Source organism: Winogradskyella sp. MIT101101 (genome assembly GCF_047126865.1).
Classification (GTDB): domain Bacteria; phylum Bacteroidota; class Bacteroidia; order Flavobacteriales; family Flavobacteriaceae; genus Winogradskyella; species Winogradskyella ouciana.
The window spans coordinates 110,608-136,994 of the sequence record NZ_CP138982.1; the positions used below are offsets into that span (position 1 = coordinate 110,608).

A 26,387-nucleotide genomic window follows, 5' to 3' on the forward strand; every position below is an offset into this window, starting at 1 on the left:
AATTTGTTAATTGATTGAAAATGATTAATTTTGCGCTCCTTTTTAGCGAAGTATTGAAAGTAGAAAAGGAAATAAAACAAATTTAAATTAATAAACTTCTGTTAGTCATTCGCTAGTCTTTCTAATGCTACAGAATACAAATTTTATTCAGCACATGTCTGAAAAAGAAACAAAACAAGCGGAAGCCGAAGTTGCGGCAGAAGCTAAAGAAACAGCTACGGCTGTTGCACCTCACGTAAGTGAAGCGCAAAAAAATCCGGAAAAATTCTTAAAGGAGTTCGATTGGCACAATTACGAAGAAGGAATTGAGCAAGTAGCGGACAAGAAGTTAGAAGAATTTGAAAAATTAGTATCTGAAAATTTCGTTGACACTTTAGATGACGAAGTTGTAGAAGGTGAAGTAATTCACATTACAGATAGAGATGCTATTATTGACATTAACGCAAAGTCTGAAGGTGTAATCTCTCTTAATGAGTTCCGTTACAACCCAGATTTAAAAGTTGGTGACAAAGTTGAGGTATTAATTGATGTACGTGAAGACGCTACAGGTCAGTTAGTATTATCTCACAGAAAAGCTCGTGTAATCAAAGCATGGGACAGAGTAAACAACGCACATGATACAGGTGAAATCGTAAATGGTTTTGTAAAATGCAGAACTAAAGGTGGTATGATCGTTGACGTATTTGGTATAGAAGCATTCTTACCAGGTTCTCAAATCGATGTTAAGCCTATTAGAGATTACGATCAGTACGTAAATAAAACTATGGAATTTAAGGTTGTTAAAATCAATCACGAATTCAAAAACATAGTTGTTTCTCACAAAGCACTTATCGAAGCAGATATTGAAGAGCAAAAGAAAGAAATCATTGGTCAGTTAGAAAAAGGACAGGTCTTAGAAGGTATTGTGAAAAACATTACTTCTTATGGTGTGTTTATCGATTTAGGTGGAGTAGATGGTTTAGTTCATATTACAGATTTATCTTGGTCTCGTATCAATCATCCAAATGAGATTGTTGAGTTAGATCAGAAATTAAATGTTGTAATCCTTGATTTTGATGAGAATAAATCTAGAATCCAATTAGGTCTTAAGCAATTATCTAAGCATCCTTGGGAAGCTTTAGGCGAAGATGTAAAAGTTGGAGATAAAGTTAAAGGTAAGGTTGTTGTAATCGCTGATTACGGTGCATTTGTTGAAGTAGAAGAAGGTGTTGAAGGATTAGTTCACGTAAGTGAAATGTCTTGGTCAACGCATTTACGTTCTGCTCAAGATTTCGTATCGGTTGGTGATGAGATCGAAGCTCAAATCTTAACTTTAGATAGAGAAGATCGTAAAATGTCTCTTGGTATTAAGCAATTAACACCAGACCCATGGACAGATATAACTAAGAAATATCCTGTAGGTTCTAAGCACACAGGTATTGTACGTAACTTTACAAACTTTGGTGTATTTGTTGAATTAGAAGAAGGTATCGACGGATTAATTTATATCTCAGATTTATCTTGGACTAAGAAAATTAAGCACCCATCGGAATTCTGTAATGTAGGTGATGAGTTAGAAGTTGTTGTTTTAGAGTTAGATGTAGAAGGACGTAAATTATCTTTAGGTCATAAGCAAACTACAGAAAACCCTTGGGACAAATATGAAACTGAATTCGCTTTAGGTACAACTCACAAGGCTGCCATTACTGAAATGGTAGATAAAGGAGCAACTATTGATTTCAATGAAGACATTACGGCATTTGTTCCGCAACGTCATCTAGAAAAAGAAGATGGTTCTAAACTTGGTAAAGGTGAAGAAGCAGAATTTAAGATCATTGAGTTCAATAAGGAATTCAAGCGTGTTGTAGCATCTCATACTGCAGTATTTAGAGAAGAAGAAGCTAAGATCGTTAAGCAAGCTGTTAAGAAAGCAGAAGCACAAGCGGCAGAAGCTAAACCGACTTTAGGTGATGCAAACGATGCTTTACAAGCACTCAAAGATAAAATGGACGGGAAAAAGAAATAATTTTTCTTTATATTTTTAATATAAGAGCCTCTCGATTTTCGGGAGGTTTTTTTATTTTACATTTGTCTCTTATGAAGGTTATTGTTTATATCATTTTAGTAATTCTATTTGCTGTTATGGGCTTTTGGTTTCATAAAGGTTTTTATGAGCTTTCTTTTTCTTTGCTAAAGAATGAGAATGTCACATTAATTAATAGAACTACGGCAGGTCAGTTTAATTCTGATTTAATATTTGCCACTAGTATAGGTTTAATTCCTTTGTTCTATTTAGTTATTGAAAAAATTACAAACATCAAATTCATTTACAAAGGGTTAATAGCAGCCGCAATTATTCTAATAACAGGAATAGTCTTTTGGAGACTGAGAATTTATGGTCTTAACGTTCAGTTTGAAGAATTGGCCCTATACGATTTACCTGATGGTTTAATTCCAGAATTTGATATTGTCAATCTAAAATTTGAAATCTATTTATTTATGGGATTCATTGTAGGGACATTAATAAGCATTTTAATTTTTAGGGATCACAATAAACCTTTGTTAAATTAAAATCTAAAAATTACATCAAATTCCCTAACTTTGCAAACCAATAACGTTTGGATACTGCATGAGTCAAAAAGTATTACTTAACTCTAGGGAAGTCGATATCACACTACATAGATTGGCTTGCCAACTTATTGAAAACCACGATGATTTTTCTGAAACAGCTTTAATTGGTATACAACCAAGAGGTAAGTTTTTGGCCAATCGTTTGGCACAAATGCTCACAAAGGATTACAACATCAAGAATATTCTGTTAGGGCATCTAGACATAACTTTTTTTAGAGACGATTTTAGAAGAGGAGAAAAACCACTTGAAGCTAACACTACCGAAATAGATTTTATTGTTGAGGATAAGAATGTTGTTTTTATTGATGATGTCTTATATACAGGGCGAAGCATAAGGTCAGCACTTACAGCTATTCAATCGTTTGGAAGACCTAATAATATAGAATTGTTGACTTTAATAGACAGACGCTTTAGTCGTCATTTGCCAATACAGCCAAATTATAAAGGAAGACAGGTTGATGCCATAGATAATCAAAAAGTAAAAGTAAATTGGGCTGAAAATGAAGGTGAAGACTCTGTGTATTTAATTGATAAATGAAAAATATAAACACAGTTGGAATTAGTGAATAAACAGATAAAAAAGACTGAATACTACCAACTGAATACTAAAACAAATGAGTGAACTAAGTGTAAATCACTTACTGGGAATAAAATATCTTACCGAACAAGATATAGAACTGATTTTTGAAACGGCAGATCAGTTCAAGGAGGTCATTAATAGGCCTATTAAAAAAGTTCCGTCACTTAGAGATATTACTATTGCCAACTTATTTTTTGAAAATTCCACACGTACAAAATTATCATTTGAACTTGCAGAAAAACGTCTATCTGCAGATGTTATCAATTTTTCAGCATCACAATCGTCAGTGAAAAAGGGCGAGACACTTATAGATACCGTGAATAACATCTTGTCCATGAAAGTGGATATGGTAGTAATGCGTCATCCAAATCCTGGTGCTGGTGTGTTTTTATCAAAACACGTCAATGCAAGTATTATAAACGCTGGTGATGGAGCGCATGAGCATCCTACCCAAGCGTTGTTGGATTCGTATTCCATTAGAGAAAAATTAGGCAGTGTAAAAGGAAAAAATGTAGTTATTGTTGGAGATATTCTACATAGCAGAGTAGCACTTTCAAACATTTATGCTTTACAGTTGCAAGGTGCTAATGTTATGGTTTGCGGACCAAAAACACTTTTGCCTAAATATATTAAAGAGCTTGGAGTAAAAGTTGAAACCAATCTTAGAAAAGCACTAGAGTGGTGCGATGTCGCCAATATGCTGCGCGTACAGAATGAACGCATGGAAATAAGTTATTTTCCAACCACTAGAGAATACACGCAACAATTTGGTGTAAATAAAGAATTGCTGGATAGTTTAAAAAAGGATATTGTAATAATGCATCCAGGACCAATAAATCGTGGAGTTGAAATTACCAGTGATGTGGCGGATTCTAAGCAAGCCATTATTTTAGATCAAGTGGAAAACGGTGTAGCGATAAGAATGGCCGTTATTTACTTACTCGCTGCCAAAATAAAACAGTAAGTTATGATTGTAGATAGAGATGGGAATATTACCATAATCGCCCAAGAGAAAGCCTCAGTAAAAACACTGGTAAATAATATAGAGGTTGGTTATCATAAGTATAAAGATTATCACCTCATTGTAAGATTATCTAGTCTTGAAAAGATTTTGCTCAAAGATATTATAGAGTTTTTAAGATTAAGTAATAACCACCGCGCTGAAAAAAAATCCTTCGTTATTGTAACTAGTCAAGCGGATTTAGACCAAATGCCAGATGAGTTAGTTGTCGTACCTACTTTGCAAGAAGCCTACGACATCATTGAAATGGAAGATATTGAACGCGATTTAGGATTTTGAAAATGTTAAGCTGTTGGTCGTTAAGTTGTAAAGTAGAATTATTAAAGACAACTAAATGACTAAACAACTAAACGACAAACTATGAAATTAACCATTCTCGGCTGCCACAGCGCTACACCACGCACCAATACCAATCCTACATCTCAAGTATTGGAAATAAAGAACCACATGTTTCTTATTGATTGTGGTGAAGGCACTCAGGTAGAATTGCGTCGCAATAAAATTAAGTTTTCAAGGATTAAACACATCTTTATTTCACATCTTCATGGCGACCATTATTTTGGTTTGGTTGGTTTGGTGAGTACTTTTAGGCTTTTAACACGAGAAACTCCACTTCATATTTATGGACCAAAAGGCTTAAAAGAGGTCATTACCCTCCAGTTAAAGCTTTCGGATTCATGGACTAATTATCCTTTGATTTTTCATGAGTTGACATCAAAAAAATCCGAACTGATTTATCAGGATGACAATGTGGAAGTACATACCATTCCATTAATTCATCGTATTTATACCAACGGATTTTTGTTCAAGGAAAAGAAAAACGAACGCAAATTAGATATTGCTGCTGTTTTAAGAGCTAACATTAATGTGGCTTATTATCGTAAGTTAAAACAAGGTTTTGACGTCGAAAATGAAGAAGGAGTTCTTATAAAAAACGAATCAGTAACCAAGGATCCTATACCACCAAAAAGTTATGCCTTCTGTAGTGATACAGTTTATAACGAAGCCATTATACCATTGATAAAGAATGTTTCGGTCTTGTATCACGAATCTACATTCATAGATAAAAACGAAGCCCTTTGCATACCCACTAAGCATAGTACTGCCAGACAAGCTGCTCTTATAGCTAAAAAAGCGAATGTGGGAACTTTAATTCTGGGGCATTTCTCAACGCGATATAACGGTTATGATGAGTTTAAGTCAGAAGCCAAAGAAGAGTTTGATAATGTGCTTTTGGCACAAGATGGTAAGTCTTTTGAGTTTTAATTAAATTCTTTTAAATTCTGTACCCAATTAATAGCTTCGCCCAAGCTAAATGCTCTTTTCATAGGAATGGAAGCGATGTTTTTTTCAATATTAGCGCTCATATATGTAGAATCCCTATAGCTAACAATACAAGTTGCTATTAAAATACTATCATCTTTATCAAAATAAGACCAAAGCACAGGGTCAATAGAATATGCATTTACCCGGTTTGCGATATACGCTAAAGTTTTATGTGTACCGTAATAAGCTCTAAGCGAATCCAATAGGGTATTTAGCTTTTCCCCGTTAAAATGTTCACCTTCATTGATTTCCATAATAAAGAAATCGCCACAGAGATAATAAGAACCAAAATCTAAAACAATTTTATCGTAAGCAATTGATTTTGAGTGAGGTGAGTCTTCAAATCTCATTTAGTAATTTAGTTAGGTTTTTAAGATGGTTTTCAAATCTACACTTTTTTTGACAGAAACAAAATATTGAACTAACTTCGTACATATATGGAAAAAGACTTAGGCAACTACAGAAAATCTTACGAAAAAGGGGAACTATTATTGGATAATGTACCTGTTAATCCAATGGAGTTATTCCGAAATTGGTTTGTAGAAGTTGATACACACTTCAATGTCGGTGAAACCAATGCCATGACAATTTCTACCTTAGGATTAGACGGCTACCCAAAGAGTAGAGTAGTGCTGCTTAAAAAGTACACACACGAAGGTTTTATTTTCTACACCAACTATAATAGTGAAAAAGGAAAAGCTATAGATGCCAACCCTAATGTATGTCTATCGTTCTTTTGGCAAGCAGCCGAGCGCCAAATCATTATTAAAGGAAGGGCAGAGAAGATTGCCGAAAATCTAAGCGATGGTTATTTTGAATCACGTCCTCGTGGAAGTCAACTCGGTGCAATAGTTTCAGAACAAAGTGAAGTTGTTAAGGATAGATCTGAACTTGAGGATAAGCTAAAAGCACTTGAGGCTAAATATGAAGGTAAGGACATAGAACGACCAAAATATTGGGGAGGTTATATGGTAAAGCCTGTTGAAATTGAATTTTGGCAAGGTAGACCTAACCGATTACACGATAGAATCCGTTATCAATTACAATCAAACTTTGATTGGAAGATTGAAAGATTATCACCTTGATTCTCCTTTTGCATTATCGATGAAATGCAAATTCTCTTAACTTTTTATTCTAATATTCTTACAAAATAATTCATTTTATCGAATTATAACGCTTATAAACGTATAAATTCGAATAATAATGTATATTCACAATGAAATGAGTTGGTTATTTAATTGCCCCAATTATTTAAATAACCAATGTAAGTAATAAACAATTTAGACCCCAAATCTAAATTACCTAATTAACCTACTTATGAAAGTGACTAAACTATTGCCATTTATGGCCATTGTTGCCCTCTTAGGCTTTACATCTTGCTCAACAGATAGTATTGATGATCAAATCAATGCTATAGAAGTGCCAGTGGCACCACAAGCAAAACAGATTGAAATTGAAATCATGGAGCTCATTAATGCTTATAGAATTAATGAAGGCTTATCTCCGCTCAATGACCACAGTACGGTTAAAGCTGTGGCGTTTACACATACAGATTATATGATAGAAGAGGAAAATGTATCTCATGATAACTTTTTTCAGAGAAAGCAGAGTTTACAGCTTAATGCTAATGCTAACATTGTTTCTGAGAATGTAGCTTATGGGTTTAGCTCTGCAGCATCAGTCGTTAATGCTTGGCTAAACAGTCCAAGTCACAAAGAAAATATTGAAGGCGATTATACAGATTTTGACATCTCAGCCGAACAGAATAGTGAAGGGAAGTGGTATTTTACCAATATCTTCATTAAGCGTTAAACCGCAATAAAAGTTGATTAATAGCAAGAAAAAGCCATAATGAAAGTTGTGGCTTTTTTTAGTTTATTTATATTAACTATAGTTTCTTTTTCAGGTTTGTCATTTTGGTATAAAGTTTTTCCTCTTTATTCTTTAATAGCCTTAAAAAAATCCCCATTGATTCGTCAGTTTCACCCATTAGATTATTCTCTATAATGTATTCCCATTGTCCATTTTTAAAGATAAAATGGTACCCACCACCCGTTCCATGTTTTACCACCGTTCCATTATATAGAATTAAATCAGGTTTATCTATTGTAGAGCCTGGTTTATTCCATGAAGTATACCTTAAATTATTATTTTCCAAATGATCTACTTTAATAGTGAACTTGTCATTTTCACAAAAAATAAGATTCCTTATAACAACAGAATTCAATTCTAATAATTCTTCTCTTAGTCTAACTTTTTTCTTTGTTCGTTAAGATTTGCTTCTTTTTCCGATAGCTCCAATTCCTTTTGGTGTAGTTGATTCTCTCTATTTGAATTTTTACATGAAAATATTGCAAGAACTAAAAGGATTAGAGTGAATTTTTTTGTCATGCTATTAATACTTTATGTTTAGATTTTGTAAAGATAAACCAAAAAAGCAAGCCTGTTAGAGCTTGCTTTTACTTAAGTAATTTTGAGGGTAAAATTATTCTTTTACAATATAGAAGTAAGAACGTCTGTTTAACTGATGCTCTTCCTCAGTACATTTTACACGGTTCGCACATTTATTTAAAAGCTGTGATTCACCATAACCTATTGCACTTTCAATTCTATCTGCATCAATACCTCTAGAGATAATATAATCTCTTGTGGATTTTGCACGTCTGTCAGAAAGTTTCATGTTGTACCTGTCACCACCACGACTGTCTGTATGAGATTCAATTTTAATTACCATGTTAGGGTGTTTGCGCATTACGTCTACTATGTTCTCAAGTTCGTATTGTGCATCTGTTCTAATGTTCCATTTGTCAAAATCGAAGAAAATAGGGTTAATAACGATTTGGTTATCAATAATCAGAGGTTCTAACATTAAATCTACAGTATTGACTTTTTCATTATCGGAAGCCGTTGTCACTGCTAGTTGGTCTTCTTTATAGTCTGGCTTGTTACCAACTACAGAATAAGTTTTGTTGCAATCTACAGTAAAGGTATATTCACCACCGTCTTTAGTGAAAAATTCTTCTACAACTTTTCCGGTTTCATCAATTAAGCGCACCATAACACCTGTTAGTATAATATTGGTTTTACTATCTCTTGCTACTCCAGCAATGTATTGTTTACATTGTTGTGCGTTAAAGCTATAGATGTCATCACTACCTTTGCCATTTGGTCTATTGGATGAGAAATAACCTTTTTCGGTTTCTGAATCCATAAAGAATGCAAAATCATCATAACCACTGTTATATGGCGATCCCATATTTTCAGGTTCTGTGCGTATGCCTTTTAAAATATCGGACTTAAAAATGTCTAATAAACCTAAGTTCAAATGGCCGTCAGACGAGAAGTAAAGTGTATTGTCTTTTGCCACAAAAGGAAACATTTCACGTCCTTCTGTATTAATTTTTTCTCCAAGATTTTCAGGTTCGCCATAAGTGCCGTCTTCATTGATTTTTACAGCATAAATGTCTGATTGTCCTAAACCACCTTCGCGATCAGAGACAAAGTAAAGTGTTTTATTATCTGGACTTAATGCTGGATGCCCAGTAGAATACACATCATCATTAAAAGGAAGTTCTACAACATTAGACCATTGATCATTTTCTAAAGTTGCCTTATAAAGCTTAAGGTGTGTCGTTCCTTTGTTATCGTATTTTAATTTATTACGCTTGTTAATGTTGTCTCTGGTAAAATAAAGAGTTTTGCCATCATTGGTAATAGCTACAGAAGCTTCATGGTACTCTGTATTAATAGCGCTAGATGAAATCTCTGCAGATGAACCATAGGTAATTACACCGTTATCGTCCGTAAGAGGTACTTCAAATAAATCTAAAAATGGTTCTTTGTTCCAGCTGTATACTTTATTATCATCACCTCTGGCAGATGCAAAGTATAAGGTGTTGTCAAAAATGTAAGCTCCAAAGTCTGAATTTTCAGAATTAAATGGAAGGTTTTCAATATTTACAATAACCTTATTTTTAGTGGTAAGTTTGGCGTACAAATCTACTTCATCAGGATTATATCCTTTCAACCTGCTATCGCCTTGCTGTGCAGCACTTAATTCTTTAAACCATTTATCGGCTTCATCATATTTACCTATACTTCTTAGTGATTGAATGTATTTGTAAAGATATTCGGCATCTATATTTTTATGTTCTTTCAAGGCTTCTCCATACCAATAAGCTGCTTTTTCAGAATTTGAATTATTATAGTAAGCATCTCCTAAACGCGTTAGTACATGCGCACTATTGTCACCATTTTCAACCGCTTTTTCGTATAGCTCTATGGCCTTTATGTAACCATAGTTTTCAAAAAACTTATCGGCCAACTTAGTTTGCGAATAAGAAATTGAGTAGCCTAAAATAAATATGAAAGTTATAATCTTTGTCTTCATAACACAATTCTTTTAGAAGTATCTAGGTGATTTTATACGTTTACTTTTAAATACTTCAAACATAAGCAGCACTTCGTGCGTACCACTTGTATAAGGTCTTAAATCTGAAATTGGATACTCGTAGGCATAGCCAATTCTCATTTGTTTTGAAATTTGAAAATCTGCTATACCACCAATTGCAGCCGCAGATTCGTTGATTCTATACCCTGCACCAATCCAAAAGGTTTCGTTAAATAAAAAGTTAGCGGAAACATCAAAGGATAATGGAGCGCCATTGGTCGCTTTTAATAATACAGAAGGTTTTAATTTTGTCGTTTCACTTAAATCGAAAACATAGCCACCAGTAATATAATAACTAATACGTTCTAATGCGACATAATCTATTGTACCTTGTCTCCCATTATTATAATCTGTGTTAAGTATTCTTGGTGCTGAAAGACCGACATACCAACGTTGTGAATGCCAATATAAACCAGCACCAACATTTGGACTCCAACGATTAGAAACATCATTGAAAAATGGGTCATTTACTACAGATGGGTCGTTGAGTAGCTCTTCATCTAAATTGTAATGCGTAAACCCGGCTTTTAATCCAAAAGCTAATTTAGAGTTTACTCCAGTTTGAATGGTATATGAAAAATCACTATATATGTATGAAAAGTTTTCATAACCCAATTCATCATTTATAAATGACAATCCTAAACCAATCTTTTCATTTCTCAACGGAGTATGAATGGATAAAGTCTGTGTCTCAGGACCACCTTCTAATCCAACCCATTGACTTCTGTGTAAACCAACAGCGCTGAATGTTTCTCTACTGCCTGCATAGGCAGGGTTTATAGAGATGGTGTTAAACATGTATTGCGTAAATTGGGGTAGCTGCTGTGCAAAAGCAGTAGACACTCCCAAGATAAATATTACAATACTTAATAATTTAGGTAACTTCATCGGTCAAGTTTATTTGTTTGTTGCTACGTAGATTGGACCAGCAAATGGTTTTAATCCACTATCTCTAAAATTAATTATATAGTAGTAGGTTCCGGTTGGGACTTTTCCGGAATTTCCTACCGATGATCCGTGTGCATCACCGTTCCAATCGTTTTGGTAATTTCTAGATTCGTAAATCTTTGCTCCCCAACGATTAAATATTTCTACTTCTATTGTAAATCCACAGAATTCAAGTCCAGTGACTGTAAAGAATTCATTATGATTATCTCCATTAGCCGTTACTGTTTTGGATATAATAACGTTGTTTTCATCACTACAAGGTAATACTGTACATTCGTCATCAACGGCAACAGTAACTTCAGCTTCTGTAGGGCAAGGCCCTTCCGTTATAGAATACTTAAACACATAGTTGCCTACTGTAACTGTAGAAGGGTCAAATAAGCTTCCATTTATAGTTGCATCTCCAGATTCTACAGTCCAGGTTCCGTTCATGTCAAAATCACCAGAAAGTAAATCGAATAAATCGAATTCAATATCTAAAATACAGCGTGTTGTATCAGAGGCTTCTATAACATTGCTTATTTCTACTGAAACAGTTTGAGTAAAGTCAGCGACATTACCACAATCATCAGTTACAGTCCAAGTTCTAATAATTTCATAATCCTCAAAATCATTTGCTTGAGTAGATGATTCATTGAATACAACATCTATATCGTTAGAACATTCATCCTGGAATACTAAGTTTGGAACTTCAGGAATATCATTACAAGCTACTGTAATATTTTCATCAAAAGGTGTAACCAAAGCAGGTGGAGTAGTATCTCGTACGGTTATAATTTGAGTATGCTCAATTTCATTAGCGCAGCTGTCCGTAAATTTCCAAGTACGCTCAATAATATAATCACCTATGCAAGCTCCAGCAATAGTATTCTCATTAAATAAGAGGGTAACCTCACCACAAATATCAGATGCAGTCAAGGTTGCTGCTTCAGGTATAGCATCACATTCCACTTCTATGTCAACAGGTAATGATTCATTAAATGTCGGTGGTGTAGTATCCACTACCGTAATTGTTTGAACAGCAGACGTAGAATTACCGCATTCATCCGTAGCGGTCCACGTTCTGGTTATCGTTTTTGTATTTCCACAAGCAGCAGATTCCATATCAGTTTCAGTAATAATCACACTACCACACGTATCGGTGCCAGTAGCTATTCCTGTGTTGGCACTAGACTCATCCTCTCCACATTCAATGATGACATCAGCCGGAGCCGTGATCGTAGGAGGTGTTGTATCCACAACGGTAATGGTCTGTGTATCGGAAGCCGTGTTCCCACAGACATCGGTAGCGGTCCAGATACGTGTAATCGTTTTCGTATTCCCACAAGCCGCAACTTCAGAATCAGACTGAGTGATAGTCACATCACCACAGGTATCCGAAGCTGTAGCGATACCAGTATTGGCAGAGGACTCATCGTCGTTACACTCAATAGTGATATCGGCAGGAGCGGTAATTGTTGGAGGTGTTGTATCCACAACGGTAATAGTCTGCGTATCCGAAGCCGTGTTCCCACAGGCATCTGTAGCCGTCCAAGTACGTGTAATTGTTTTCGTGTTCCCACAAGCCGCAACTTCAGAATCTGAGAAGCTTATGTTAGGAGACGCACAATCATCCGTTGCAGTAGCGGTACCGGTTTCAGATGGCTCTGTACTTTCCGTACATTCAACGGTCATGTCAGCAGGAACAGTCAATACAGGCGCAACCGTATCCACAATAGAATATGTCGCAGTTGTACTAGAGGCATTGCCACACTCATCAGTAGCCGTAAAGGTTACGGTAATAGCACCATTGGCGCAATCAACATCAGTATTGGAACCATAATCATTGGACCAGGTAATAGTACCACAAGTGTCGGTAGCTGTATTACCAGCATTGTTATCCAACCATGCTTCTAACGTACCATCAGGTGTTACACCACATTCGATAATGATATCTTCAGAGTTTGAACTGTCAATCGTAGGAGGTGTTGTATCCACAACGGTAATGGTCTGTGTATCCGAAGCTATGTTCCCACAAGCATCGGTAGCGGTCCAAGTACGTGTAATCGTTTTCGTGTTTCCACAAGCGGCCGTCTCAACGTCAGATTCGGTAATGGTGACATCACCACAGGTATCGGAAGCCGTAGCCACACCAGTATTTGCAGAGGACTCATCGTCGGTACACTCAATAGTGACATCTGCAGGAGCCGTGATCGTAGGAGGTGTTGTATCCACAACGGTAATGGTCTGTGTATCGGAAGCCGTGTTCCCACAAGCATCGGTAGCGGTCCAAGTACGTGTAATCGTTTTTGTATTGCCACAAGCAGCCGTCTCAACATCAGATTCGGTAATGGTCACATCACCACAAGTATCCGAAGCGGTAGCCACACCAGTATTGGCAGAGGACTCATCGTCGGTACACTCAATAGTGACATCGGCAGGAGCCGTGATCGTAGGAGGTGTTGTATCCACAACGGTAATGGTCTGTGTATCGGAAGCCGTGTTCCCACAGGCATCGGTAGCGGTCCAGGTACGTGTAATCGTTTTCGTATTCCCACAAGCCGCAACTTCAGAATCAGACTGAGTGATAGTCACATCACCACAGGTATCCGAAGCTGTAGCGATACCAGTATTGGCAGAGGACTCATCGTCGTTACACTCAATAGTGATATCGGCAGGAGCGGTAATTGTTGGAGGTGTTGTATCCACAACGGTAATAGTCTGCGTATCCGAAGCCGTGTTCCCACAGGCATCTGTAGCCGTCCAAGTACGTGTAATTGTTTTCGTGTTCCCACAAGCCGCAACTTCAGAATCTGAGAAGCTTATGTTAGGAGACGCACAATCATCCGTTGCAGTAGCGGTACCGGTTTCAGATGGCTCTGTACTTTCCGTACATTCAACGGTCATGTCAGCAGGAACAGTCAATACAGGCGCAACCGTATCCACAATAGAATATGTCGCAGTTGTACTAGAGGCATTGCCACACTCATCAGTAGCCGTAAAGGTTACGGTAATAGCACCATTGGCGCAATCAACATCAGTATTGGAACCATAATCATTGGACCAGGTAATAGTACCACAAGTGTCGGTAGCTGTATTACCAGCATTGTTATCCAACCATGCTTCTAACGTACCATCAGGTGTTACACCACATTCGATAATGATATCTTCAGAGTTTGAACTGTCAATCGTAGGAGGTGTTGTATCCACGACGGTAATCGTTTGTGTATCGGAAGCCGTGTTCCCACAAGTATCGGTAGCTGTCCAAGTACGAGTAATGGTTTTAGTGTTCCCACAAGCTGCAACTTCAGAATCAGACTGAGTGATAGTTACATCACCACAAGTATCCGAAGCGGTAGCCACACCAGTATTTGCAGAGGACTCATCGTCGGTACACTCAATGGTGACATCGGCAGGAGCCGTGATCGTAGGTGGTGTTGTATCCACAACGGTAATGGTCTGTGTATCGGAAGCCGTGTTTCCACAAGCATCGGTAGCGGTCCAAGTACGTGTAATTGTTTTCGTGTTTCCACAAGCGGCCGTCTCAACGTCAGATTCGGTAATGGTGACATCACCACAAGTATCGGAAGCCGTAGCCACACCAGTATTGGCAGAGGACTCATCGTCGGTACACTCAATGGTGACATCAACCGGAGCCGTGATCGTAGGAGGTGTTGTATCCACAACGGTAATGGTCTGTGTATCCGAAGCGGTGTTTCCACAAGCATCGGTAGCGGTCCAAGTACGTGTAATCGTTTTCGTGTTTCCACAAGCGGCCGTCTCAACGTCAGATTCGGTAATGGTGACATCACCACAAGTATCCGAAGCGGTAGCGACACCAGTATTGGCAGAGGACTCATCGTCCGTACACTCAATAGTGACATCTGCAGGAGCCGTGATCGTAGGTGGTGTTGTATCCACAACGGTAATGGTCTGTGTATCGGAAGCCGTGTTCCCACAAGCATCGGTAGCGGTCCAAGTACGTGTAATGGTTTTTGTATTGCCACAAGCCGCAACTTCAGAATCAGATTCGGTAATGGTCACATCACCACAAGTATCCGAAGCGGTAGCCGTACCAGTATTTGCAGAGGACTCATCGTCCGTACACTCAATAGTGACATCGGCAGGAGCGGTAATTATTGGAGGTGTTGTATCCACAACGGTAATGGTCTGCGTATCGGAAGCCGTGTTCCCACAGGCATCAGTAGCCGTCCAGGTACGTGTAATCGTTTTCGTGTTCCCACAAGCGGCAGTCTCTACGTCACTTTCAGTAATGGTCACATCACCACAAGTATCCGAAGCGGTAGCCGTACCATTATTTGCAGAGGACTCATCGTCCGTACACTCAATAGTGACATCGGCAGGAGCGGTAATTGTTGGAGGTGTTGTATCCACAACGGTAATGGTCTGCGTATCTGAAGCCGTGTTTCCACAAGCATCGGTAGCAGTCCAAGTACGTGTAATTGTTTTCGTGTTTCCACAAGCCGCAACTTCAGAATCTGAGAAGCTTATGTTAGGAGACGCACAATCATCCGTTGCAGTAGCGGTACCGGTTTCAGATGGCTCTGTACTTTCCGTACATTCAACGGTCATGTCAGCAGGAACAGTCAATACAGGCGCAACCGTATCCACAATAGAATATGTCGCAGTTGTACTAGAGGCATTGCCACACTCATCAGTAGCCGTAAAGGTTACGGTAATAGCACCATTGGCGCAATCAACATCAGTATTGGAACCATAATCATTGGACCAGGTAATAGTACCACAAGTGTCGGTAGCTGTATTACCAGCATTGTTATCCAACCATGCTTCTAACGTACCATCAGGTGTTACACCACATTCGATAATGATATCTTCAGAGTTTGAACTGTCAATCGTAGGAGGTGTTGTATCCACGACGGTAATCGTTTGTGTATCGGAAGCCGTGTTCCCACAAGTATCGGTAGCTGTCCAAGTACGAGTAATGGTTTTAGTGTTCCCACAAGCTGCAACTTCAGAATCAGACTGAGTGATAGTTACATCACCACAAGTATCCGAAGCGGTAGCCACACCAGTATTTGCAGAGGACTCATCGTCGGTACACTCAATGGTGACATCGGCAGGAGCCGTGATCGTAGGTGGTGTTGTATCCACAACGGTAATGGTCTGTGTATCGGAAGCCGTGTTTCCACAAGCATCGGTAGCGGTCCAAGTACGTGTAATTGTTTTCGTGTTTCCACAAGCGGCCGTCTCAACGTCAGATTCGGTAATGGTGACATCACCACAAGTATCGGAAGCCGTAGCCACACCAGTATTGGCAGAGGACTCATCGTCGGTACACTCAATGGTGACATCGGCAGGAGCGGTAATTGTTGGAGGTGTTGTATCATCAACAGTAATACTTTGAACAGCTGAAGCAGAGTTGCCGCAGTTATCTGTTATAGTAAACGTACGTTGAACTATTATAGGGCAGTTATTGGTAGAAGTGATAACATCAATATACGTTATTGAAGCTATATTAAAATCATCCGAAGCATTATAATTTGGGTTGCTTGCAAATGTACTTTGAACATCGCCTGAACCTGAATCATTAAATTCAAAAACAGAATTCGAAGCAATAATATCCGAAGTAGAACATCCTTCTAAATTAATTGTACTAGGGACAGATATTTGTGGTGATTCCACATCATTAACACCAATAACAGCAGTAACTGTAGTTGTACAGTCATTAGCATCAGTAATTAAAACATTATAAGTTCCATTATCTAAATTTTCAAATAGTCCACTATTTTGATTATTAACTCCGTTATCAATAGAGTATAGATAAGGACTTGTACCACCTGTTGCGCTAACTGTAAAACTACCATCACCGTCACTAGAACAATCAACGTCGTTTATATTTGTTATAGAACCTTCTAAGTCTGCTGACGGTTCATTTAGGGTTATTTGGGTTGTTGAAGTACATCCGTTAGCATCTGTTACGGTCACTGAATAATTACCAGCAACTACACCCGAAAGGTCTTCTGTTGTATCTCCTGTATTCCATAAATAGGTGTAAGGAGCTGTGCCACCATTAACTAATATATCAATTGCACCTGTAGCATCTCCTCTACAAAGAATATCCGTGCTAGAATTAACCATTGATGTTAACTCCTCAGTTGGCTGCTCAACTGTAAAATCATCAGATATTGTACAACCATTGGCATCAGTAACGGTGACAGTATAAGTTCCTGCTTCTACATTTGCTAAATCTTCAGTAGTATCTGAGTTACTCCATGCATATGTATATGGAGGATTACCACCAGATACAGTTATATCAATCGCACCTGTACTATCACCAAAACATGAAACATCAGTGACAGTTCCAGTAAGTTCTAAGTTATCTAAAACAAATGGTGTTGCATTGGTGTTTTCACATACGGTAAATGTATTTCTTACAGTAATAGTATATGAACCTTCAGGGAGGTTAGTAAAATCTGGAGAAGTTTGAAATGTCCCACCATTTAAAGAATATTCAAACTCAGCACCTAAAGGGTTAGTTACAGACAGAGTAAAATCATCATTAACAGAACCACAACTTATATTAGCTTCTGGAGCTTGAGGTAAATCCACAAAATTTATTGTAACCGTAGCTGAATCACAAACGGTATTATTTGGTGCAGGTAAACATACTTCATATTCAAATGTTACATCACCAGTAAAACCTGGCATTGGTGTATAAGAATACATTCCATTTGAATCAAGACTGAAGTTTAGGCCAGCAGGTGTAGGACCAGAAATTAAACTGTAAGTTGAATTATTAGGTACATTGTTATTATAGTTTAAATCGCCACTAAATTTTTCATCTACACATTCCGTTTCATTCTGATCAACAGCATACTTTTGAAGTATAAAAAATTTCCCATCTCCATGGTCTCGCGTAGCAGCAACAAATTCAATCTTAGTTATTCGCGAACCTGTAGGAGCGATATCGTTTAAATAAAATAATCCAACTCCGATAGTTTGTCCATTTTCATTGCATCGTCCGGATTGCCAGTAATCAGACCCAGCAATTGGAGGAGCGAAAAGGCAACCTGTATAATTACCTACATTTCTGACAAAAGTTTCACCTAATTTTTGTTCTGGACCTCCACCAACGGGTATTCCCCAAACTTCTATGTAGAAACAATTGTTGCCACCACGCTCAGTGACGGCCAATACACCACCTTCATTGGATGGAATAGCTGGATTGTAAAAGATAGTTTGTTTTTGAGGACCCTCACCATCTTCCCAGTCTTCTTCGATATCTTCTAGTTCATCGAAATCTGAACAAAAATCTTCACCATTATTACTTGAATTAAAATAATGATTCAAATTTTTATCTTGAAAAGCTGCAGTTGCATTCTGAACCCAATTAGCTTGACCACTATTACCACCAACAAAAGCACCATTTCGCCTTATTCTGTTGGAACTATGTCCATCTTCGCCTAATTGAGTCATCTCGTAGCTCGTAGGCACAACAAAAGTGTTATATACGGTTCCGTCTATGCTCACAGATTGTATCGTAGCTGGTTGGTTTAAATTAAGCCCTTGATTATCTGACCATTGAAAAGTAACGCCAGTTTGAATAGAAGGTGACTGCTGACCTAATAGCACGTATGGAAGCATAACTAACACCGCTACTATGAGCGTTTTAGCCATACTTATGCCTGAAATACAATTGTATTTGTTTTTCATATTGTACATAATAACTTATAATGTCCATAATGTGGCTAAATCTAAAATGACCAATATTAGTCATTTAAAAATTTGGCAACATTGCATGTTTTGTTAATTGCAAAAAAATAGAGGGAAGTATTATTAAGGTAAATGAAATATTGAATGGATTAATATATTTTTGATTTGGGGTCATTTACATTAATTTTACACAAACAAAAGAACTTATAACTAAAGTATAAAACAAACATTAGAGTTAAAGGGGCAAAATACTCGTTAAAACGGAATTATGCAACATTTTATCGATAAAAATCGCTTTTAAACGGAAAAATATGAAAACAATAGTACTTGTTAGGCATGGAAAATCCTCATGGAAATATGATGTCTCAGATGCCGAAAGGCCTTTAAAATCAAGAGGTGTAAATGATGCTAAATTAGTTGCCAATCAATATCTTGAGTCTAATGATGTGCCTGAAAAAATCTTTACGAGTCCTGCGAATAGAGCACTATCTACATGTAGGATTTTTATTGATGTTTTTGGTTTGTCAGAAAATTCTTTTACTATTAATGAGGATTTGTATGATTTTAGTGGTGAAGGTGTAATTAATTTTATAAAAAAACTTCCTAATACTATTGATAGTGCCATGATTTTTGGTCATAATCATGCTTTTACATCAATAGTCAATATTTTTGGGGACAGATTTATTGATAATCTTCCTACTAGTGGACTTGTAAAGCTTAATTTTGACATTGATAATTGGCAAGATTTTAAACAAGGAACCACTGAACTCGTAATTATTCCCAAGGAATTGAAAAAATGACAAAAGACAAAAACGTATATATTAACCGTGAATTGAGTTGGTTGCAATTCAATGCTCGTGTTTTACAAGAAGCTGCAGATAAAGATGTACCATTAATTGAACGCTTAAGGTTTTTAGGAATTTTTTCTAATAATTTAGATGAATTCTTTAAAGTACGCTACGCAACCGTTAAGCGAATTTTTGATGCAGGCAAAGGTGGTAAGAGTGAACTTGGAGGTATAAAAGCCGAGGAATTACTTGAGGAAATCACCAAAGTTGTCATTGATCAACAGAGTGAAAGTGTAGAAATATTAAATGAGATTGAGCAAGAGCTAGAAAAAGAGAACATCTTTATCATTAATGAAACTGAAATAGATGCTGAGCAACATAATTTTATAAAGAATTACTATTACCAAGAAATTAGCCCAGCTCTGGTTGTTATTGTATTGAATGAAGACATTGATTTACCAGAACTAAAGGATAGTGCAGGATATTTATCCGTTAAAATGTCTAACTTAAATCGACCAGACCAGTATGCGCTTATAGAGATTTCTAAAACGATGGATAGATTTATTGTGTTGCCAAGTAAAGGCGATGCAAATTATATCATTACAGTAGATGATGTTATTCGTCACTTTCTTAATGAAATCTTCAACATTTTTGATTATGAAACGATATCTGCCCACATGATTAAGATCACTAGAGATGGTGAGTTAGATTTTGATAGTGACCTCAGTAAGAGTTTTATTGATAAGTTATCTGCTAGTGTAAAAGATAGACAAAGTGGTGACCCTGTAAGATTTGTACATGATAAAAATATAGATAGTGATACGCTTAATTTTCTGTTAGATCGTATGTCAATAGATAAAAAAGATAGTATAATACCTGGTGGTCGCTATCACAATCGTAGAGATTATATGGATTTTCCGAGTTTAGGCCGTACAGATTTGCTCTATGAGAGAATTGTACCCTTACCCGTTAAAGGTCTTAGTTTTGAAGAGAGTATTTTTAAAACTATCGCCAAAAAGGATTATCTAATCTATACTCCCTATCACACATTTTCTTATATCGTAAAGTTTTTAAGAGAAGCTGCCTTGGATCCAAAGGTAAGGACAATAAAAATAACTATTTATAGATTAGCCCAAATCTCTCACGTTGCTAGTTCTCTAATCAATGCTGCCAAAAATGGTAAGAAAGTTACTGTATCTATAGAATTAAGAGCGCGATTTGACGAGGAGGCAAATATTAATTACGCAGAGCAAATGCAAGATGCTGGAGTCAATATGTTATTTGGTGTACCAGGTTTAAAGGTGCATAGCAAAATGTGTGTTATAGAGCGCGAGGAAGGAGACAAAGTTGTAAGATACGGATTTGTTAGTACAGGTAATTTTAATGAATCCACAGCTAAAATATATACGGATTTCACAGTACTAACTGCCAATCAAAAAATATTAAAGGATTTAAATAAAGTATTTAATTTCTTTGAGGTTAACTATAAGGTTAATAGATATAAACACATCATTACTTCACCTCATTACACCAAGTCAAAGTTCTTTGCATTAATTGACAAAGAGATTGAGAATGCCAAAAATGGTAAACCAGCTTATCTCAAATTAAAAATGAATAGCATAAGCAGTTATAAAATGGTCGATAAGCTTTACGAAGCTAGCAGAGCAGGAGTTAAAATACAAATGATAGTAAGAGGGCTTTGTTGTTTGGTTCCGGGAGTTAAAGGTATGAGCGAAAATATTGAAATCATCAGTATTATTGATAAGTTTTTAGAGCATACGAGATTGTATATTTTTGGAAATAACGAGGATCCAAAAATTTATATTTCATCAGCAGACTGGATGACAAGAAATATAGATAATAGAGTAGAAGTAAGTTGCCCGATTTATGATAAAGATATAAAGGTAGAGTTGCAGGAATTATTTGAAATATGCTGGCAAGACAATGTTAAAGCGCGTATTATTAATGAAACTCAAGATAATACATATCGCAGGAATAATAAACCAAAAATTAGAGCGCAATTTGATACCTATAACTATTATAAAAACAAATTAGAAGGATAATATGCTGAAGATTCAGAAATATGCTGCGATAGATATCGGGTCTAATGCCGTAAGATTACTAATATCTAATATCATTGAGCAAGATAATGAAAACGTAGTATTCAAGAAAAACTCATTGGTGAGGGTACCAATTCGATTGGGTGCGGATGTTTTTGTGAATGGTAGCATATCAGAATACAACCAAGAACGTATGATAGATACGATGAAAGCCTTTAGTTTGTTAATGAAATCTCATGGAGTGGTAAGGTATAAGGCTTGTGCCACTTCTGCAATGCGCGAAGCTAATAATAGTCAACCTTTGTCACAGAAAATATTAGACACCTGCGGAATTAACATAGATGTTATTGATGGTGAAGAAGAAGCTGCTATTATAGCGGCAACGGATTTACATACATTTATAGATCCTAACAAAACCTATTTATATGTTGATGTTGGTGGAGGTAGTACTGAGTTTTCCATAATTCACAACGGCGAAAAGATAAAATCGAGATCGTTTAAGATAGGTACAGTAAGATTGCTCAATGATATTGTAAAAAATGAAACTTGGGTTGAACTAGAAAACTGGATAAAGGATAATACTAAAGATTACTATAAAATTGAGCTAATAGGTTCTGGCGGTAATATCAATAAGATATTCAAGATATCCGGAAAGGATCTAGGAAAACCGTTAACCTATTTCTACTTAACAAGTTATTATAAGACATTGCAGAGTTATTCTTATGAAGAAAGAATTACTAAATTAAACCTCAATCAAGATAGGGCCGATGTTATTATTCCTGCAACCAGAATATACTTATCAGCGATGAAATGGAGCGGAGCAAAAGATATATATGTACCCAAAATCGGGTTGTCTGATGGTATTATAAAAAGTATATATTATGAAACCGTTTCGAGTGTAATTGTATAATTTTGAATGAAAAATATTACAAAATTTAACTGATTGTCGGTAAAAATCAATAAATTTATTCAAAATTCGAAAATTTAAATCTATATTGGCAGTCTCAAATTGATGATTATGAAAAAAATATTATTTGCCTCAGTATTGGTGTGTTTTACTACTATATGTTTATCTCAAGATGTAAAGTATGGTGTAAGGGGAGCACTGAATGTATCTAACCTAGATTTTGAACCAGACGCAACTTTTGTTAACCAACACCGTAATGGTTTTGCCTTTGCTGGTTTTGTGGATTTTGGCCTATCGGAAGACGTTTCTTTAACAACAGAATTGCAATGGTCTGCTGAAGGTGGAAAGGATGAAAGTATAAGAGCAGATTATATCCAAATGCCTATTTTGTTGAAACTTTCTACATCAGAGCGTTTGTCTTTTATGGCTGGACCACAGATAGCTTTAAAAACCTGGAAAAATAACGACGGTTTTTCAACATTTGCATTTTCTGGAGTTATTGGAGCAGAGTATATGATTACTAGCGAACTTTTTGTTGATGCTAGATTTTCTTATGGTTTAACTAATATACTTGATGAAGATTTAACAGACTTGGAAGCCAAAAACCATGTGATGCAATTTGGTTTTGGTATAAAGATTTAAAGGAATAACCTTATAATAAAGCTTCAACTTGTGTTGAGGCTTTTTTTTTATCCGTGAATAGTTTCTTTATTCCCTAAACCTTTTATTATTTCGGCTTCATAATCAAGAAGTTGCTGCCATTTTTTATCCACTTCTTTGCGTTCGCCATACTGTCGTGCGAAGTTTAAGAACATGGTATAATGATTAGCTTCACTGATCATTAGTTTTCTGTAGAATTTGGCCAGTTTTTTGTCTTCCAGTTCTTCCGATAGTAATCTAAATCGTTCACAGCTTCTGGCTTCTATTAGAGCAGCATACAAAAGTCTGTGTACTAATTGTGTAGTTCTACTACCACCTTTTGGGAAGAATTTCAACAAGGAAATAACATAGTCATCTTTTCTATCTCTACCCAAAATCCAACCGCGTTCAAGAATTAAGTCGTGCACCATCTTAAAATGGCTTATTTCTTCTTCGACTAAATCTATCATTTCTTGTACCAGCTCAGTATATTCAGGAAAACTTACGATAAGGGAAATTGCCGTACTTGCAGCTTTTTGCTCACAATACGCATGGTCGGTTAAAATATCTTCAATATTTTTTTCTACGATATTAACCCATCTTGGGTCTGTTGGTAATTTTAGGCCTAGCATTTTATTATTTTCAACTTAAACATCCAAACCAAAGGTTTTTTTAAGTAACTCTATGTTCGGGTTTTTCTCTTTTAATTTTTCGTATTTCTCTCTTGGTGTAAACGCATATTTTTTAGCTACTTCTTCATTGACCTTTATATCTAGGTGTAAATCGAAGTTCATAAGCGTTTTCCTTAAATGTGCCAATAAAGGATATTGTGCGCGTTCTAGCTCTATTTTGTTAGTGTTGTTAGAGTAGGTAAGGTGAATGGTGGTACCTTGTAATTTTGGGCTATCCATTTGTAAAATGGAAGCTAAAATCTTTTCACCCTTTTTATCTATAGACTTTGCATAGGCATTCCAAGCTTTAGTCAATGCTTCTTGATCAACAGGCTCTTTTGGTAAGTCATCTTCATCAATAATAACATCTAATTGACGTATTTGATGTTCTTTCTTTTCCTTTATGCTTTTTAAAGATAGACCAGAGGTTGTCTTCTTAGCTTTATCTATTGAAATTTTTGGTACAACTACAGGTTCGGCGACAGCAGTTTGCGTTTCTTCTTTTTGTGTGATTTTTTCAACTGTGGGTTGCTCTTGTGCTATTTTTTCCCCTTTTGAAGTTTTATCAACAGGAATAGGCTTAATGCCCTTAGCTTTAAAATAAGAAGCAGGAATTATGAAATGCCTACTGTTTTTTTTTTCTCCATCATAAGTGATAGAGGCCAATTGCATAAGTGTCAGTTCAACTAACAGACGTTGATTTTTACTGGTTTTATATTTTAAATCACAGTCATTGGCCAGTTGTATGCCTTGCATTAAAAACGAATCGGAGGTTTTTAGACATTGTTCTACATACTTTTGTTTAGTTTCTTCTCCAACTTCCAACAAATCAATGGTTGCCTGATTTTTACAAACCATTAAATCCCTAAAGTGAGACGCCAAACCAGCTATATAATGGTGACCATCAAATCCTTTAGACAGTATGGTGTTGAATTGCACAAGTAATTCGGGTATTTTATTCTCCAGGATTAAATCTGTGCTTTCAAAATAAGTTTCGTAATCGAGTACATTAAGATTTTCGGTTACAGCTTGTCTGGTTAGATTTTTACCAGAAAAACTAACAACTCTGTCAAAAATTGAAAGCGCATCACGCATGGCTCCATCTGCTTTCTGTGCAATAATGTGCAATGCATCATCTTCGGCATTAATGCCTTGTTCTTCAGCTATATATTTAAGATACTCTTTGGCATCGGTAACCGTAATACGTTTAAAATCAAAAATCTGGCAACGCGATAATATCGTTGGTATGATTTTGTGCTTCTCTGTTGTCGCTAAAATGAAAATACAGTGTTTTGGCGGCTCTTCCAGCGTTTTAAGAAACGCGTTGAATGCAGCAGCAGATAACATGTGTACCTCATCAATGATATATACTTTGTATTTACCGACCTGTGGCGGAATCCTGACCTGGTCCGTTAGGTTTCTAATATCATCAACGGAGTTGTTTGATGCAGCATCTAGTTCAAAGATGTTGAAGGCAAAGTCTTCGTCCTCTTTAGTATCACCATCACTATTAATCATCTTTGCCAAAATACGAGCACAGGTGGTTTTACCAACACCACGAGGACCTGTAAATAATAAGGCTTGAGCTAAGTGGTTGTTTTCAATGGCATTAAGCAATGTATTTGTAATAGCCTGCTGACCCACAACATCCTTAAAGGTCTGTGGTCTATATTTTCGGGCCGATACTACGAAATGTTCCATTGAAAAATTAACTGAAATACAAATTTAAGAATAACCTCTAAATAGCCATTTATGAAGCTTAGAATTTAATATGAGTTATTAACAATTTATGTACTTTTACGCCAAGTAGATCGCCTTATCGATCTTATGCTGAATTTACTTCAGCACAAGGTAGGAAAGTCCGAACACCATAGTGCAACATAGTGGCTAACAGCCACCAGCCGTGAGGTTAGGAAAAGTGCAACAGAAAGTATGTACAGGTAATGCTGTAGTGAAACCAGGTAAACTCTATGTGGTGCAATGTCATGTAAACCAACGCTTGAGGGCGGCACGCTCGATTGTTGGAGGGTAGGCAGCTAAAGTTTGCTGGTAACAGTAAACGCAGATAAATGATAAGGATCTTTTCTTAAAAAGAAAAGTATACAGAATTCGGCTTATAGATTTGCTTAGACATAAAAAAAACCTTCTTAAGTAAGAAGGTTTTTTTATTGATAAATTAGATTATCATTCGGTAGATTCACTTTCTTTCGCAGCTTCAGCTTGCATGGCACTTATTGCAGCGTTCATCTCGGTGCCGTCAAAGTAAATATGCTCTTTGGTAATTTTACCATCCACAAACTGAACCGCTAAATGTACTGGTATTGACAAATTGGTACCATTAGTCATTGAGCCATTGTGTGTTGCCCAATAATAGACCCAAGTTTCATCGTTTTTATCAATTACCATTTCCATATGGTCCTTTTCTTTGTCAAAGCCATAAGAAGAAAAAGCACCAGTCATTGCTTTTAGTTCATTAACTCTGGCATCTAATGTCACGGGTTCTTTAGAGTTGACATAGATTTTTGCTGTATCAGCAAAATGACCACGCCATGTTGCCCAATCTCCATCTTCGTAAGCAGCAATACCTGCTTCCAAAGTTTTAGTCTCGTCTGATTCTGCAAAATATTGTTGTTTGTGTTCTTCACAAGAGGTCATCGCTAAAAGAAACAACCCAATAACTAATAAATTTTTCATTTGAATGGTTTTTAGGTAT

20 protein-coding genes and 1 other RNA gene are annotated in these 26,387 nt (G+C 36.5%); 13 read left to right on the forward strand and 8 right to left on the reverse strand.

Features of this window, described 5'->3' with window-relative positions; all coding sequences use genetic code 11:
* Positions 1-154: 154 nt before the first annotated feature.
* From rpsA to SIB89_RS00540, 6 genes are all read left to right on the forward strand, one after another.
* Entirely contained in the window at positions 155-2,005 is a 1,851-nt protein-coding gene (gene rpsA / locus SIB89_RS00515; RefSeq protein ID WP_155087717.1) for a 30S ribosomal protein S1, read from the forward strand.
* A gap of 71 nt (positions 2,006-2,076) precedes the next feature.
* Positions 2,077-2,550: a hypothetical protein gene (locus tag SIB89_RS00520; RefSeq protein ID WP_412560714.1), complete on the forward strand. Its 474-nt coding sequence runs from the start codon at positions 2,077-2,079 to the stop codon at positions 2,548-2,550.
* A 58-nt stretch (positions 2,551-2,608) separates the two neighbouring features.
* Positions 2,609-3,148, forward strand: coding sequence for a bifunctional pyr operon transcriptional regulator/uracil phosphoribosyltransferase PyrR (gene pyrR / locus SIB89_RS00525; RefSeq protein WP_412560715.1), 540 nt, complete (start codon positions 2,609-2,611; stop codon positions 3,146-3,148).
* Between the two features lie 76 nt (positions 3,149-3,224).
* Positions 3,225-4,154 (forward strand): aspartate carbamoyltransferase catalytic subunit, encoded by a 930-nt coding sequence (locus SIB89_RS00530; RefSeq protein WP_155087714.1) that lies wholly within the window; start codon positions 3,225-3,227, stop codon positions 4,152-4,154.
* Between the two features lie 3 nt (positions 4,155-4,157).
* Positions 4,158-4,490, forward strand: coding sequence for a ribonuclease Z (locus SIB89_RS00535; protein WP_155087713.1), 333 nt, complete (start codon positions 4,158-4,160; stop codon positions 4,488-4,490).
* 81 nt (positions 4,491-4,571) lie between these two features.
* Entirely contained in the window at positions 4,572-5,477 is a 906-nt protein-coding gene (locus SIB89_RS00540; RefSeq protein WP_155087712.1) for a ribonuclease Z, read from the forward strand.
* Here SIB89_RS00540 and SIB89_RS00545 read toward each other — a convergent pair.
* Positions 5,474-5,887, reverse strand: a complete 414-nt coding sequence (locus tag SIB89_RS00545; RefSeq protein ID WP_412560716.1) for a hypothetical protein — start codon at positions 5,885-5,887, stop codon at positions 5,474-5,476. The two genes, SIB89_RS00540 and SIB89_RS00545, sit on opposite strands and share 4 nt — an antisense overlap.
* An 87-nt stretch (positions 5,888-5,974) precedes the next feature.
* On the opposite strand from SIB89_RS00545, the gene pdxH reads away from it, so the two are divergent.
* Together pdxH and SIB89_RS00555 are read left to right on the forward strand one after the other, a co-directional pair.
* On the forward strand, positions 5,975-6,622 hold the full coding sequence (pdxH, locus tag SIB89_RS00550; protein ID WP_412560717.1) for a pyridoxamine 5'-phosphate oxidase: 648 nt from the start codon (positions 5,975-5,977) through the stop codon (positions 6,620-6,622).
* Between the two features lie 232 nt (positions 6,623-6,854).
* Positions 6,855-7,349, forward strand: coding sequence for a CAP domain-containing protein (locus SIB89_RS00555; protein WP_273291668.1), 495 nt, complete (start codon positions 6,855-6,857; stop codon positions 7,347-7,349).
* Positions 7,350-7,425: 76 nt separating this feature from the next.
* Here the strand turns inward: SIB89_RS00555 and SIB89_RS00560 are convergent, their stop codons facing one another.
* From SIB89_RS00560 to SIB89_RS00575, 4 genes are all read right to left on the reverse strand, one after another.
* Positions 7,426-7,695 (reverse strand): hypothetical protein, encoded by a 270-nt coding sequence (locus tag SIB89_RS00560; protein ID WP_412560718.1) that lies wholly within the window; start codon positions 7,693-7,695, stop codon positions 7,426-7,428.
* 327 nt (positions 7,696-8,022) lie between these two features.
* Positions 8,023-9,927, reverse strand: coding sequence for an OmpA family protein (locus SIB89_RS00565; RefSeq protein ID WP_412560719.1), 1,905 nt, complete (start codon positions 9,925-9,927; stop codon positions 8,023-8,025).
* Positions 9,928-9,939: 12 nt separating this feature from the next.
* Positions 9,940-10,875 carry a type IX secretion system membrane protein PorP/SprF gene (locus tag SIB89_RS00570; RefSeq protein WP_412560720.1) on the reverse strand — a complete coding sequence of 312 codons (936 nt, stop codon included), beginning with the start codon at positions 10,873-10,875 and terminating at the stop codon, positions 9,940-9,942.
* 9 nt (positions 10,876-10,884) lie between these two features.
* Entirely contained in the window at positions 10,885-18,609 is a 7,725-nt protein-coding gene (locus SIB89_RS00575; RefSeq protein WP_412560721.1) for a gliding motility-associated C-terminal domain-containing protein, read from the reverse strand.
* A gap of 311 nt (positions 18,610-18,920) precedes the next feature.
* Between SIB89_RS00575 and SIB89_RS00580 the strand changes: the two genes are divergently transcribed.
* The 4 genes from SIB89_RS00580 (at position 18,921) to SIB89_RS00595 (ending at position 23,006) form a co-directional block, all read left to right on the forward strand.
* Complete coding sequence (locus SIB89_RS00580; RefSeq protein WP_412560722.1) at positions 18,921-19,409, forward strand: SixA phosphatase family protein; 489 nt, start codon at positions 18,921-18,923, stop codon at positions 19,407-19,409.
* Positions 19,406-21,460, forward strand: coding sequence for a polyphosphate kinase 1 (ppk1, locus tag SIB89_RS00585; RefSeq protein ID WP_412560723.1), 2,055 nt, complete (start codon positions 19,406-19,408; stop codon positions 21,458-21,460). Before SIB89_RS00580 ends, ppk1 begins: the two co-directional genes overlap by 4 nt.
* A 1-nt stretch (position 21,461) precedes the next feature.
* The gene (locus SIB89_RS00590) at positions 21,462-22,367 is read left to right on the forward strand and encodes a Ppx/GppA phosphatase family protein (protein ID WP_412560724.1); all 906 of its coding nucleotides are present in this window, start codon (positions 21,462-21,464) and stop codon (positions 22,365-22,367) included.
* Positions 22,368-22,475: 108 nt separating this feature from the next.
* Positions 22,476-23,006: a porin family protein gene (locus tag SIB89_RS00595; protein WP_412560725.1), complete on the forward strand. Its 531-nt coding sequence runs from the start codon at positions 22,476-22,478 to the stop codon at positions 23,004-23,006.
* A gap of 47 nt (positions 23,007-23,053) precedes the next feature.
* Here the strand turns inward: SIB89_RS00595 and SIB89_RS00600 are convergent, their stop codons facing one another.
* Together SIB89_RS00600 and SIB89_RS00605 are read right to left on the reverse strand one after the other, a co-directional pair.
* Positions 23,054-23,635: a tRNA-(ms[2]io[6]A)-hydroxylase gene (locus tag SIB89_RS00600; protein WP_412560726.1), complete on the reverse strand. Its 582-nt coding sequence runs from the start codon at positions 23,633-23,635 to the stop codon at positions 23,054-23,056.
* A 15-nt stretch (positions 23,636-23,650) separates the two neighbouring features.
* Positions 23,651-25,375, reverse strand: a complete 1,725-nt coding sequence (locus SIB89_RS00605; protein ID WP_412560727.1) for a DNA polymerase III subunit gamma/tau — start codon at positions 25,373-25,375, stop codon at positions 23,651-23,653.
* Positions 25,376-25,477: 102 nt separating this feature from the next.
* Between SIB89_RS00605 and rnpB the strand changes: the two genes are divergently transcribed.
* Positions 25,478-25,807, forward strand: an RNA gene (gene rnpB, locus SIB89_RS00610) — RNase P RNA component class A.
* Between the two features lie 51 nt (positions 25,808-25,858).
* Here rnpB and SIB89_RS00615 read toward each other — a convergent pair.
* The gene (locus SIB89_RS00615) at positions 25,859-26,368 is read right to left on the reverse strand and encodes a hypothetical protein (RefSeq protein WP_412560728.1); all 510 of its coding nucleotides are present in this window, start codon (positions 26,366-26,368) and stop codon (positions 25,859-25,861) included.
* Between the last annotated feature and the right edge of the window lie 19 nt (positions 26,369-26,387).

What these genes read in the sequence shown, in the direction of transcription:
- rpsA (WP_155087717.1), top strand. Translation starts at nt 155, where the DNA reads ATGTCTGAAAAAGAAACAAAACAAGCGGAAGCCGAAGTTGCGGCAGAA.
- SIB89_RS00520 (WP_412560714.1), top strand. Translation starts at nt 2,077, where the DNA reads ATGAAGGTTATTGTTTATATCATTTTAGTAATTCTATTTGCTGTTATG.
- pyrR (WP_412560715.1), top strand. Translation starts at nt 2,609, where the DNA reads ATGAGTCAAAAAGTATTACTTAACTCTAGGGAAGTCGATATCACACTA.
- SIB89_RS00530 (WP_155087714.1), top strand. Translation starts at nt 3,225, where the DNA reads ATGAGTGAACTAAGTGTAAATCACTTACTGGGAATAAAATATCTTACC.
- SIB89_RS00535 (WP_155087713.1), top strand. Translation starts at nt 4,158, where the DNA reads ATGATTGTAGATAGAGATGGGAATATTACCATAATCGCCCAAGAGAAA.
- SIB89_RS00540 (WP_155087712.1), top strand. Translation starts at nt 4,572, where the DNA reads ATGAAATTAACCATTCTCGGCTGCCACAGCGCTACACCACGCACCAAT.
- SIB89_RS00545 (WP_412560716.1), bottom strand. Translation starts at nt 5,887, where the DNA reads ATGAGATTTGAAGACTCACCTCACTCAAAATCAATTGCTTACGATAAA.
- pdxH (WP_412560717.1), top strand. Translation starts at nt 5,975, where the DNA reads ATGGAAAAAGACTTAGGCAACTACAGAAAATCTTACGAAAAAGGGGAA.
- SIB89_RS00555 (WP_273291668.1), top strand. Translation starts at nt 6,855, where the DNA reads ATGAAAGTGACTAAACTATTGCCATTTATGGCCATTGTTGCCCTCTTA.
- SIB89_RS00565 (WP_412560719.1), bottom strand. Translation starts at nt 9,927, where the DNA reads ATGAAGACAAAGATTATAACTTTCATATTTATTTTAGGCTACTCAATT.
- SIB89_RS00570 (WP_412560720.1), bottom strand. Translation starts at nt 10,875, where the DNA reads ATGAAGTTACCTAAATTATTAAGTATTGTAATATTTATCTTGGGAGTG.
- SIB89_RS00575 (WP_412560721.1), bottom strand. Translation starts at nt 18,609, where the DNA reads ATGAAAAACAAATACAATTGTATTTCAGGCATAAGTATGGCTAAAACG.
- SIB89_RS00580 (WP_412560722.1), top strand. Translation starts at nt 18,921, where the DNA reads ATGAAAACAATAGTACTTGTTAGGCATGGAAAATCCTCATGGAAATAT.
- ppk1 (WP_412560723.1), top strand. Translation starts at nt 19,406, where the DNA reads ATGACAAAAGACAAAAACGTATATATTAACCGTGAATTGAGTTGGTTG.
- SIB89_RS00590 (WP_412560724.1), top strand. Translation starts at nt 21,462, where the DNA reads ATGCTGAAGATTCAGAAATATGCTGCGATAGATATCGGGTCTAATGCC.
- SIB89_RS00595 (WP_412560725.1), top strand. Translation starts at nt 22,476, where the DNA reads ATGAAAAAAATATTATTTGCCTCAGTATTGGTGTGTTTTACTACTATA.
- SIB89_RS00600 (WP_412560726.1), bottom strand. Translation starts at nt 23,635, where the DNA reads ATGCTAGGCCTAAAATTACCAACAGACCCAAGATGGGTTAATATCGTA.
- SIB89_RS00605 (WP_412560727.1), bottom strand. Translation starts at nt 25,375, where the DNA reads ATGGAACATTTCGTAGTATCGGCCCGAAAATATAGACCACAGACCTTT.
- SIB89_RS00615 (WP_412560728.1), bottom strand. Translation starts at nt 26,368, where the DNA reads ATGAAAAATTTATTAGTTATTGGGTTGTTTCTTTTAGCGATGACCTCT.